Source organism: Pseudomonas sp. PMCC200344 (genome assembly GCF_030053095.1).
In the GTDB taxonomy this organism is placed as follows: Bacteria; Pseudomonadota; Gammaproteobacteria; order Pseudomonadales; family Pseudomonadaceae; genus Aquipseudomonas; species Aquipseudomonas svalbardensis.
Genome location: NZ_CP125618.1, coordinates 1,337,451 through 1,349,147, shown reverse-complemented (window position 1 = coordinate 1,349,147; position 11,697 = coordinate 1,337,451). Strand labels below are relative to the sequence as shown.

The 11,697-nt window shown below is 59.1% G+C and carries 10 protein-coding genes and 1 pseudogene; 9 read left to right on the top strand and 2 right to left on the bottom strand.

Annotated features, from left to right (window positions below):
• The first annotated feature begins 42 nt into the window (after positions 1-42).
• Positions 43-1,242 carry a succinyldiaminopimelate transaminase gene (gene dapC / locus QFW87_RS05995; RefSeq protein ID WP_283190040.1) on the top strand — a complete coding sequence of 400 codons (1,200 nt, stop codon included), beginning with the start codon at positions 43-45 and terminating at the stop codon, positions 1,240-1,242.
• Positions 1,243-1,482: 240 nt separating this feature from the next.
• Positions 1,483-2,208, top strand: coding sequence for a M12 family metallopeptidase (locus tag QFW87_RS05990; protein ID WP_283183202.1), 726 nt, complete (start codon positions 1,483-1,485; stop codon positions 2,206-2,208).
• 38 nt (positions 2,209-2,246) lie between these two features.
• Here the strand turns inward: QFW87_RS05990 and QFW87_RS05985 are convergent.
• A pseudogene (locus QFW87_RS05985) lies at positions 2,247-2,501 on the bottom strand (Na+/H+ antiporter); the annotation flags it as partial.
• A 169-nt stretch (positions 2,502-2,670) separates the two neighbouring features.
• Between QFW87_RS05985 and QFW87_RS05980 the strand changes: the two are divergent.
• From QFW87_RS05980 to QFW87_RS05965, 4 genes are all read left to right on the top strand, one after another.
• Positions 2,671-3,033 (top strand): ArsC family reductase, encoded by a 363-nt coding sequence (locus QFW87_RS05980; protein WP_149629936.1) that lies wholly within the window; start codon positions 2,671-2,673, stop codon positions 3,031-3,033.
• A 33-nt stretch (positions 3,034-3,066) separates the two neighbouring features.
• Positions 3,067-4,101: a 2,3,4,5-tetrahydropyridine-2,6-dicarboxylate N-succinyltransferase gene (gene dapD, locus QFW87_RS05975; RefSeq protein WP_283183201.1), complete on the top strand. Its 1,035-nt coding sequence runs from the start codon at positions 3,067-3,069 to the stop codon at positions 4,099-4,101.
• A gap of 120 nt (positions 4,102-4,221) precedes the next feature.
• Positions 4,222-5,427, top strand: coding sequence for a cysteine desulfurase (locus QFW87_RS05970; protein ID WP_046046311.1), 1,206 nt, complete (start codon positions 4,222-4,224; stop codon positions 5,425-5,427).
• Positions 5,424-5,828: a SufE family protein gene (locus QFW87_RS05965; RefSeq protein WP_283183199.1), complete on the top strand. Its 405-nt coding sequence runs from the start codon at positions 5,424-5,426 to the stop codon at positions 5,826-5,828. The genes QFW87_RS05970 and QFW87_RS05965 overlap by 4 nt, the downstream gene beginning before the upstream one ends.
• A 43-nt stretch (positions 5,829-5,871) precedes the next feature.
• On the opposite strand, the gene tcdA is transcribed toward QFW87_RS05965, so the two are convergent.
• Positions 5,872-6,687, bottom strand: a complete 816-nt coding sequence (gene tcdA, locus QFW87_RS05960; RefSeq protein ID WP_283183198.1) for a tRNA cyclic N6-threonylcarbamoyladenosine(37) synthase TcdA — start codon at positions 6,685-6,687, stop codon at positions 5,872-5,874.
• 283 nt (positions 6,688-6,970) lie between these two features.
• Here tcdA and QFW87_RS05955 point away from each other — a divergent pair, with 283 nt between their 5' ends.
• The 3 genes from QFW87_RS05955 to QFW87_RS05945 all read left to right on the top strand — a co-directional run bounded on the left by QFW87_RS05955 (position 6,971) and on the right by QFW87_RS05945 (position 11,621).
• Positions 6,971-9,562 carry a glycosyltransferase gene (locus QFW87_RS05955; RefSeq protein WP_283190039.1) on the top strand — a complete coding sequence of 864 codons (2,592 nt, stop codon included), beginning with the start codon at positions 6,971-6,973 and terminating at the stop codon, positions 9,560-9,562.
• A 98-nt stretch (positions 9,563-9,660) separates the two neighbouring features.
• Positions 9,661-10,812: a succinyl-diaminopimelate desuccinylase gene (gene dapE / locus QFW87_RS05950; RefSeq protein WP_283183196.1), complete on the top strand. Its 1,152-nt coding sequence runs from the start codon at positions 9,661-9,663 to the stop codon at positions 10,810-10,812.
• Positions 10,812-11,621, top strand: a complete 810-nt coding sequence (locus QFW87_RS05945; protein ID WP_283190038.1) for a putative RNA methyltransferase — start codon at positions 10,812-10,814, stop codon at positions 11,619-11,621. The genes dapE and QFW87_RS05945 overlap by 1 nt, the downstream gene beginning before the upstream one ends.
• Positions 11,622-11,697: the final 76 nt, after the last annotated feature.

Sequence of the window (11,697 nt, the reverse complement as noted above, 5' to 3'; positions counted from 1 at the left end):
TGCGCGTCAGGATTCAGCCGCTTTGAACGAGACCCCGTACCGATGAACAACGCTCTGAACCAGTTGCAGCCCTACCCGTTCGAGAAGCTCCGTGCCCTGCTCGGCAGCGTCACGCCAAACCCGGACAAGCGTGCCATTGCGCTGTCCATTGGCGAGCCGAAACACCGTTCGCCAAGCTTTGTCGCCGAAGCCCTGGCAAGCAATCTGGATAAGATGGCCGTGTACCCGACCACCCTCGGCATTCCGGCCCTGCGTGAAGCCATCGCTGCGTGGTGCGAACGTCGTTTCAGCGTTCCGAACGACTGGCTCGACCCGGCGCGCAATGTGCTGCCGGTCAACGGCACTCGTGAAGCACTGTTCGCCTTCACCCAGACCGTGGTCAACCGTGGCGACGATGCACTGGTGGTCAGCCCTAACCCGTTCTATCAGATCTACGAAGGTGCAGCGTTCCTTGCCGGGGCCAAGCCGCATTACCTGCCATGCCTGGACGAAAACGGCTTCAACCCGGATTTCGACGCCGTTTCCCCAGACATCTGGAAACGCTGCCAGATTCTGTTCCTGTGCTCGCCGGGCAACCCGACCGGCGCGCTGATCCCGGTCGGCACGCTGAAAAAACTGATCGCCCTGGCCGACGAATACGACTTCGTGATTGCCGCCGACGAGTGCTACAGCGAACTGTACTTCGACGAACAAACCCCTCCGCCCGGCTTGCTCAGCGCCTGCGTGGAACTGGGCCGCAAGGACTTCAAGCGTTGCGTGGTGTTCCACAGCCTGTCCAAGCGCTCCAACCTGCCGGGCCTGCGCTCGGGTTTTGTGGCAGGTGATGCCGAGATTCTCAAAGGCTTCCTGCTGTATCGCACCTACCACGGCTGCGCGATGCCGGTGCAGACCCAATTGGCCAGTGTTGCCGCATGGAATGACGAAGTGCACGTGCACGCCAACCGTGCGCTGTACCGCGAGAAGTACGATGCGGTGCTGGAAATCCTCAGCCCGGTGATGGATGTGCAGCGTCCGGACGGCGGTTTCTACCTGTGGCCGAACGTTGAAGGCGATGATGCCGCGTTCTGCCGTGATCTGTTTGTCGAAGAACATGTGACCGTGGTGCCGGGGTCTTATCTGTCCCGTGAAGTCGATGGGCTCAATCCGGGTGCCGGACGGGTGCGCATGGCATTGGTTGCACCGCTGGCAGAGTGCGTGGAAGCGGCAGAGCGGATTCGCGCATTTATCACTCGCCACAAGTAAACGATAATTAAGCCCGCACTATGCAATGTAGTGCGGGCTAACCCGGCGCCAACATAAAGCAACAACCCCAACAACAAAACCCTTCCAAGCTGCGCACTAAACATTAATACTCGCCCCATCCCACTCCAACTAAAACCAATCGCTCAATCAATTATAAAAATATTCTAATCGAATACACACAAATAAGCCGGCAGGACAACTGCCATTTACCGCAACCGATAAAACATGGACGTTATAAGCATGAATAACAAACCTTGCACTGTCACAAATAGTATTAACCCAATCGCCTCCTATGAAGCAGCCATCAATGAGCGACCAGACAACGTCGTACCCAACAGCTCCACACGCCCCAAGAGGAGCGTTGCCAGTCATACAAAATACTGGAAGCCGGGCCGCACATTGAAAATAGCCATATATGACGGAGACCAGGAAACTATCGAACTGGTAAAAAAAGCTGCAAGCAAATGGTTACCGCACATCAACCTGAAGTTCGATTTCGTCTCGGGAGAAGAAGGTGATATTCGCATCTACATCAATTACAGCGGCGATGGTGGAGGCACATCAGCACTCGGGACGGATGCTTTAACAGCACCCGCTGATCGTTCAACAATGACTTTACATATCGACCCGACGAACGCCAGATTTGGATACGTAGTGCTGCATGAGTTCGGCCATGCACTGGGATTTGCGCATGAACATCAACATCCCGATGCCGACATTCCATGGGACAGGCCAAAAACTTATGCACTGTATCAACAGAAATTTGGCTGGAACCGCGAGGTAGTTGACTCCAATGTTCTGCCGCTATCACGTGTACCAGGTCATACCTACGGCAGCTACGATCGCCATTCAGTGATGCATTATGAAGTCACCAACGAATACACCATCGGTGACTGGAAACAGGACGAAAACTGGACGCTGAGTGCAAAAGATATCGAGGCAGCCCAAAACGCATACCCTCGGTAATTTGCGTCTTGGCTGCAGAGGGAGGTAAAACGCTCACTGACCTGCCTTGAATTGACCTGACTCAACGCCAGTTCAACCAACACTTCCCGCCATACGTCATCACCCTCTGGGTGATGACGACTGAGGCTATAGAGTTCCAGGTGCTGCGCCCGTAGCGCCTCCAGTCACATGCATCACTCAAGCAAATCCATCTGAAACGTCAGCGTCCCGACTTGCACCGAATCATTAAACACTCCCAGCTGATGCTGATACTCGGACATGATCCGCGCCTTGAGGGCACTCGACATCATCGAAGCGCCATACTAGTCGCTTAGACTGTTGGCTGACCGACACACCAATGTCGCACGCAACCAGCGATTGCCCGGATAAAAAGACAAACCCGAGCACGACCGACGCGAAACCGTCCGGTCATGGCATAATCCGTCACCTTTAATTTCCAGCACCTGCAAAGGGGGCAATTCCTTGACCGTTTCAAGCAAAACGTTGCACCTTTTCGGCATCAAAGCCTGCGACACCATGAAAAAGGCGCGCACCTGGCTCGATGAACACGCTGTCAGCTATAACTTCCATGATTACAAAGCGGCCGGAATCGACCGTGAACACCTGACCCAATGGTGCGATGAGCACGGCTGGCAAGTGGTGTTGAACCGTGCAGGTACGACCTTTCGCAAGCTCGACGACGAACGCAAAGCCGATCTCGACCAGCCGAAAGCCATCGAACTGATGCTCGCACAACCCTCGATGATCAAGCGCCCGGTGCTTGATCTCGGTGACCGAACCCTGATTGGCTTCAAGCCAGATATCTACGCGGCAGCGCTCAAGTAAGGCAGCCCGTTCCATTTTGTTAGAGGTATCAACATGTCCACTACCCTGTTCAGCCTGGCCTTTGGTGTCGGTACTCAAAACCGTCAAGGCGCATGGCTGGAAGTGTTTTACGCGCAGCCACTGCTCAACCCGTCGGCCGAACTGGTCGCTGCCATCGCGCCTGTTCTGGGCTACACCGAAGGCAATCAGGCCATCGCGTTCAGCACCTCTCAAGCGTCGCAACTGGCCGAAGCACTGAAAAGCGTCGACGCTGCCCAGGCTGCCTTGCTGACCCGTCTGGCCGAGAGCCACAAGCCGCTGGTCGCGACCATTCTGGCCGAGGACGCTCAGCTGACGTCTACGCCTGAGGCTTACCTCAAGCTGCACCTGCTGTCCCATCGTCTGGTCAAGCCACACGGCCTGAACCTGGCGGGTGTGTTCCCGCTGCTGCCGAACGTGGCATGGACCAGCCAGGGCGCAATCGACCTGGCCGAACTGGCCGAACATCAACTGGAAGCCCGTCTGCGCGGCGAACTGCTGGAAGTGTTCTCGGTGGATAAGTTCCCGAAAATGACCGACTACGTGGTTCCGGCCGGCGTGCGCATCGCTGACGCGGCACGTATTCGTCTGGGCGCTTACGTCGGCGAAGGCACCACCGTGATGCACGAAGGTTTCGTCAACTTCAACGCCGGCACCGAAGGCCCGGGCATGATCGAAGGTCGCGTTTCCGCTGGCGTATTCGTCGGCAAGGGTTCGGACCTGGGCGGCGGTTGCTCGACCATGGGCACCCTGTCGGGCGGCGGCAACATCGTGATCAAGGTCGGCGAAGGCTGCCTGATCGGCGCGAACGCCGGTATCGGTATCCCGTTGGGCGATCGCAACACCGTTGAGTCGGGCCTGTACGTGACCGCTGGTACCAAAGTGGCGCTGCTGGACGAAAACAACAAACTGGTCAAAGTCGTGAAGGCGCGTGAACTGGCCGGTCAACCTGACCTGCTGTTCCGTCGTAATTCGGAGACCGGTGCCGTGGAATGCAAAACCCACAAATCGGCGATCGAACTGAACGAAGCGCTGCACGCTCACAACTAAGCGTCGCATGATCACCTGTGGGAGTGAGCCTGCTCGCGAAGGCGTCCGTGAAGTCGCCAAAAGCTTCGCGAGCAGGCTCGCTCCCACAGGTTCGGCGCAACCCCACCAGGGCCGAACAACATGATGATTCCCTCTCCCTGGCGCGCCGATTTTCCGGCCATCGCCGCATTGCAACGGCAAGACCAGACCTATCTGGACAACGCCGCCACCACGCAAAAACCTCAAGCCCTGCTGGATGCCTTGGCGCATTACTACGCCAACGGCGCGGCCAACGTGCATCGGGCGCAACACCTGCCCGGCGCCCACGCCACCCAGGCGTTCGAGGCCAGCCGCAGCAAAGTCGCCCACTGGCTCAATGCCGGCGATTGTGGGCAGATCATCTTTACCCACGGCGCAACGTCTGCGCTGAACCTCCTGGCTTATGGCCTGGAGCATCTTTTCAATCCGGGCGATGAAGTTGTCATCAGCGCCCTGGAGCATCACGCCAACCTGCTGCCGTGGCAGCAACTGGCCCACCGCCGCGACCTGAAACTGGTGATCCTGCCACTGGACGCTGACGGTTTGATTGACCTTGATGCCGCCGCGCAGCTGATCGGTCCGCGAACCCGTTTGCTGGCGGTCAGTCAGCTGTCCAACGTGCTCGGCGCCTGGCAGCCGTTGCCCGCCCTCCTGACGATGGCCAAGGCGCATAACGCGCTGACCGTGGTCGATGGCGCTCAAGGCGTGGTCCACGGTCGGCACGACGTGCAGGCGCTGGGCTGCGACTTCTATGTGTTTTCCAGTCACAAGCTCTACGGCCCCGATGGTCTGGGCGTGCTGTTCGGGCGCAACGAAGCGCTTGAACAACTGCGCCATTGGCAATTCGGCGGTGAAATGGTGCTGGACGCGGATTACCACAGCGCTCGCTTTCGCCCGGCGCCGCTGGGTTTCGAGGCGGGTACGCCGCCAATTGCCGGTGTGATTGGGCTGGGGGCGACACTGGATTATCTGGCCGGGCTTGATCAGGACGCGGTTTGCGCCCACGAAGCAGCGCTGCATGACTATTTGCTTAAAGGCCTTGAAGCGCGCAACGGCATTCGGTTGTTGGGCAAACCGCAATTGGCATTGGCCAGTTTTGTCGTCGAGGGTGTGCATAACTCTGATTTGGCGCATTTGCTGACGGAACAGGGGATCGCGGTGCGCGCCGGTCATCACTGCGCCATGCCGTTGCTCAAGCGTTTTGAGCTGGCCGGGGCGATTCGGGTGTCGTTGGCGCTGTACAACGATTCCGAAGACCTGGAGCGGTTCTTTGAAGCGCTGGATCAGGCGCTGGAGCTGTTGCGATGAACTTGCCTGCCGATGCGGTTGCGGCGCTGGAGGTTTTTCAGAATGCTGCCGGTTGGGAACAACGGGCGCGTCTGTTGATGCAATGGGGCGACCGTCTGCCGGCGTTGAGCGATGTGGAAAAGGTCGATGCCAACCGCGTGCATGGCTGTGAAAGTCAGGTATGGCTGGTGGGTAACTTAAAGGATGGTCACTGGCAGTTCGCCGCGAGCAGCGATGCGCGGTTGATTCGCGGGCTGGTGGCGTTGCTGCTGGCGCGGGTTAACGGGTTATCAGCGGTTGAGTTGCAGCAGGTGAATTTGCCGGATTGGTTTAATCAGCTTGGACTGAGCAGACAGTTATCTCCGTCGCGTAGTAATGGCCTTAATGCAGTGCTACAGCGAATGCGAGAAATCGCCGCCTGACTGATCGTTCCCACGCTCTGGTCTGCGTGGGAACGATCACGGTTCAAGCAGGTTTAACCCGATCCGCGGGGCGTCTTACACCCGCCACAATCTTATCCACAGCCTTGGTCGCCGCGACCATGCCAAACGTCGCCGTCACCATCATCACCGCACCAAACCCTCCGGCGCAGTCGAGCTTCACGCCATCCCCGACAAAACTCTTCTGCAAGCAAATGCTGCCATCCGGTTTCGGGTAGCGCAGTTGTTCGGTGGAAAATACGCACGGCACGCTGTAATGGCGGGTCACGGTACGTGAGAAGTTGTAATCCCGGCGCAAGGTCGAGCGCACTTTCGAGGCCAACGGATCATTGAAGGTCCGATTCAAATCGCAAACCTGAATCAGCGTCGGATCAATCTGCCCGCCCGCACCGCCGGTGGTGATGATCTGAATCTTGCGGCGCTTGCACCAGGCAATCAGCGCCGCCTTGGCATTCACGCTGTCGATGCAATCAATGACGCAGTCGATGTTCGGCGTGATGTATTCGGCCATGGTCTCGCGGGTGACGAAATCCGCCACCGCGTGCACGGTGCAGTCCGGGTTGATCCCGCGCAGGCGCTCGGCCATCACGTCAACCTTGGGTTTGCCGACGGTGCTGTCCAGCGCGTGTAACTGACGGTTGGCGTTGCTGACGCAGACGTCGTCCAGGTCGAACAGCGAAATCTCGCCCACGCCACAACGGGCGACGGCTTCCGCCGCCCAGGAACCGACGCCACCCACGCCGACGATCGCCACGTGGGCCGCGCGCAATCGCTCCAGGCCGTCGATGCCATACAAACGGGCGATGCCTGCAAACCGCGGATCTTCTGTACTCATGACCATTACCCCAAAAACCGGCGCGCATTATAGGGCCGTCGGCGGCCAAGAGCATCTTTGGGCTATGAACGGGCGTCTTTACCTCTTTAATCAGCCTACACAGAACCAAGATTTAACCTACAAGGTCCAACGAAAGAACTTAAACCGAGTTGGATTGCCCAACGTCCGGCATTTCCCTGTCCGCTGTACGGTCAGTGAACGCCCGGTGTAGGATGCGCGCCCTCTGCCCCTTTAGCAGCCAGCCGCAGACCGTTCCTTCGTTCCACAGCCTCCGGAACCTGAAATAGCTATGTCATCGCGTAAATTTGGACTCAACCTGGTCGTGGTGCTCGCCATCGCAGCCTTGTTTACCGGCTTCTGGGCGCTGATCAATCGCCCGGTCACCGCCCCCAACTGGCCTGAACAGATCTCCGGCTTTTCGTACTCGCCATTCCAGCAAGGGCAGTACCCGCAAAAAGAGCAATACCCGACCGACGATGAAATGCGTCGCGATCTGGAGATCATGAGCAAGCTGACGGACAACATCCGTACTTACTCGGTCGATGGCAGCCTGGGTGATATCCCCAAGCTCGCCGAAGAATTCGGTTTGCGCGTGACGTTGGGTATCTGGATCAGCCCGGATCTTGCGCGCAACGAGCGTGAAATCCTGCGCGCCATTGACCTGGCCAATACCTCCCGCAGCGTGGTTCGCGTTGTGGTCGGTAACGAGGCGATCTTCCGTAAGGAAATTACCGCCGCCGAACTGAGCGTGATCCTTGATCGCGTCCGCGCGGCAGTGAAAGTACCGGTGACGACCTCCGAGCAATGGCACGTCTGGGAAGAAAACCCGAGCCTGGCCAAGCACGTCGACTTGATCGCCGCCCACGTCCTGCCGTACTGGGAACATGTTCCGATGGAGCAGTCCGGGCAGTTCGTACTCGACCGCGCCCGTGATCTGAAAAAGATGTTCCCGAAAAAACCGCTGCTGCTGTCGGAAGTCGGCTGGCCGAGCAACGGCCGTATGCGCGGTGGCGCCGACGCGTCGCCGGCAGACCAGGCGATTTATCTGCGGACCTTGGTCAACAAGCTCAATCGCCAGGGCTTCAATTACTTCGTGATCGAAGCCTTTGACCAACCGTGGAAGGCCAGTGACGAAGGTTCCGTGGGCGCTTACTGGGGTGTTTTCAACGCCGCGCGCCAGCAGAAATTCAACTTTGAAGGCCCGGTCGTCGCGATCCCGCAATGGCGCGTGCTGGCCATCGGTTCGGTGGTGTTGGCTCTGCTGTCCCTGACCCTGCTGATGATCGACGGCTCGGCATTACGTCAACGTGGCCGCACCTTCCTGACCTTCATCGCGTTCCTCTGTGGTTCGGTGCTGGTGTGGATCGGTTACGACTACAGCCAGCAATACAGCACTTGGTTCAGCCTGACGGTGGGCTTCTTGCTTGCCCTCGGCGCACTCGGGGTGTTTATCGTGCTGCTGACCGAGGCCCATGAACTGGCCGAAGCGGTCTGGACCCACAAACGCCGGCGTGAATTCCTGCCGGTGGTGGGTGATTCGGACTACCGACCGAAAGTCTCGATTCACGTACCTTGCTACAACGAGCCGCCGGAGATGGTCAAACAGACCCTCAACGCCCTGGCCAACCTCGACTATCCGGACTTCGAAGTCCTGATCATCGACAACAACACCAAGGACCCGGCGGTCTGGGAACCGGTGCGCGATTATTGCGAAACCCTCGGCCCGCGCTTCAAGTTCTTCCACGTTGCACCGTTGGCCGGTTTCAAGGGCGGCGCGTTGAATTACCTGATTCCGCACACCGCCAAGGATGCCGAAGTGATTGCGGTGATCGACTCGGACTACTGCGTCGACCCGAACTGGCTCAAGCACATGGTGCCGCACTTCTCCGATCCAAAAATCGCCGTGGTGCAGTCGCCGCAGGATTACCGCGACCAGAACGAAAGCACCTTCAAGAAGCTCTGCTACGCGGAATACAAAGGTTTCTTCCACATCGGCATGGTCACCCGTAACGACCGTGACGCGATTATCCAGCACGGCACCATGACCATGACCCGGCGCTCGGTGCTCGAGGAACTGGGCTGGGCTGACTGGTGCATCTGTGAAGACGCCGAGTTGGGTCTGCGTGTTTTCGAAAAAGGCTTGTCAGCGGCGTATTACCACACCAGCTACGGCAAAGGCCTGATGCCCGATACCTTTATCGACTTCAAGAAGCAGCGTTTCCGCTGGGCTTATGGAGCGATTCAGATCATCAAGCGTCACACCGCCAGTCTGTTGCGCGGCAAGGACACCGAGCTGACCCGTGGCCAGCGTTACCACTTCCTCGCGGGCTGGTTGCCGTGGGTGGCGGATGGCATGAACATCTTCTTCACCGTCGGCGCCCTGTTGTGGTCGGCAGCGATGATCATCGTGCCGCAGCGGGTCGATCCACCGTTGTTGATTTTCGCGATCCCGCCATTGGCGCTGTTCGTGTTCAAGGTTGGCAAGATCATCTTCCTGTACCGCCGTGCGGTCGGGGTCAACCTCAAGGACGCATTCTGCGCGGCACTGGCCGGTCTGGCGTTGTCGCATACCATCGCCAAAGCGGTGCTGTACGGCTTCTTCACCAGCAGCATTCCGTTTTTCCGCACCCCGAAAAACGCCGATAACCACGGCTTCTGGGTGGCGATTTCGGAAGCTCGCGAAGAAATGTTCATCATGCTGCTGTTGTGGAGCGCGGCACTGGGGATTTTCCTGGTGAACGGCCTGCCAAGCAACGACATGCGCTTCTGGGTGACGATGTTGCTCGTACAGTCGCTGCCGTACCTGGCGGCGCTGATCATGGCGTTCTTGTCTTCGCTGCCGAAACCTTCGGTCGAGGCCGAACCGGCACCGGCGGTCTAAATCGTTCCAGATGCACTAAACGGCGGCCAATGGCCGCCGTTTTGCTTTAAGATAACCGCCATTTTGCGCGCCTTGCCCCCCAGCTTTCGGAGTTCCCCATGACGGCCCACGCCGACCTTTCGCCGACCCTTCAACTCGCCATCGACCTGATCCGCCGTCCGTCCGTGACGCCGGTCGACGCCGATTGCCAGAAGCAGATGATGCAGCGCTTGGGCGATGCCGGTTTTGCGCTTGAGCCAATGCGCATCGAAGATGTGGATAACTTCTGGGCGACCCACGGCAAACACGACGGTCCGGTGCTGTGCTTCGCCGGCCACACCGACGTGGTGCCGACCGGCCCGGTGACTGCCTGGCAGATCGACCCGTTCAACGCAGTTATCGACGAACACGGCATGCTCTGCGGCCGTGGCGCGGCGGACATGAAAGGCAGCCTCGCCTCCATGACTGTGGCGGCCGAGCGTTTTGTCACCGACTACCCGGATCACAAGGGCAAGGTCGCTTTCCTGATCACCAGCGACGAAGAAGGCCCGGCGCACCACGGCACCAAAGCGGTGATCGAACGCCTTGCCGCCCGTAAGGAGCGTCTGGACTGGTGCATCGTCGGCGAACCGTCGAGCACCACCCTGGTGGGTGACGTAGTCAAGAACGGCCGTCGCGGTTCCCTCGGTGCCAAGATGACCGTGCGCGGCGTGCAAGGTCACGTGGCCTATCCGCACCTGGCGAAGAACCCGATCCATCTCGCCGCCCCGGCACTGGCCGAACTGGCCGCCGAGCACTGGGACCACGGCAACGATTTCTTCCCGCCGACCAGCTTCCAGATTTCCAATGTGAACTCCGGCACTGGCGCGACCAACGTGATTCCGGGTGACCTGGTGGCGGTGTTCAACTTCCGCTTCTCTACCGAATCCACCGTGGAAGGCCTGCAAAAGCGCGTCGCCGATATTCTCGACAAACATGGCCTGGACTGGCACATCGACTGGGCGCTGTCCGGCCTGCCGTTCCTCACCGAACCGGGCGCGTTGCTGGATGCTGTCGCGTCGAGCATCAAGGACATTACCGGTCGCGAAACCAAAGCCTCCACCAGCGGCGGCACCTCCGACGGGCGCTTCATTGCGACCATGGGTACGCAGGTGGTTGAACTGGGCCCGGTCAACGCGACGATTCACCAGGTCAACGAGCGTGTACTGGCTGCCGACCTCGATGTGCTGACCGAAATCTACTACCAGACCCTGATCAAGTTGCTCGCCTGATGCTGGCCTGCCCGATCTGCAGCGAACCGCTGAACGCGGTGGACAACGGCGTGGCCTGCCCCGCCGGGCATCGTTTCGACCGTGCGCGTCAGGGTTACCTGAACCTGTTGCCGGTGCAGCACAAGAACAGCCGCGACCCTGGGGATAACCTGGCGATGGTCGAAGCCCGACGCGATTTTTTGAACGCCGGCCATTACGCGCCGGTGGCCAAGCGTCTGGCCGAACTGGCAGCTCAGTACGCACCGCAGCGCTGGCTGGACATCGGTTGTGGCGAGGGTTACTACACCGCGCAAATCGCCGAGGCTTTGCCGAGCGCCGACGGTTACGCGCTGGATATCTCCCGGGAAGCCGTCAAACGCGCCTGCAAACGTAACCCGCAGCTGACCTGGTTGATCGCCAGCATGGCGCGGGTGCCGTTGGCCTCCGGCAGCTGTCAGTTTCTCGCCAGCGTCTTCAGCCCGCTGGACTGGGAGGAAGCCAAACGCCTGCTCAGCCCCGGTGGTGGCTTGATGAAAGTCGGGCCGACCAGCGGCCATCTGATGGAATTGCGTGAGCGGCTTTACGACGAAGTGCGTGAATACACCGACGACAAGCATCTGGCTTTGGTGCCGGAAGGCATGGCGCTGCAGCACAGCGAAACCCTGGAGTTCAAACTGCTGCTTGCAAGTGGTCAGGACCGGGCGAACCTGTTGGCCATGACGCCCCACGGCTGGCGCGCCAGTGCTGAACGCCGGGCGGCGGTCATCGAACAGGTCGAGCCGTTCGAGGTCACTGTTTCAATGCGCTACGATTACTTCGTACTTCAATAATTTTTAATTTTTTGGTCTTCGGCATTTGCCGTAGACCGGCTAAATCCGCGAATGGATTTTTCAGACCCGCAGTGAG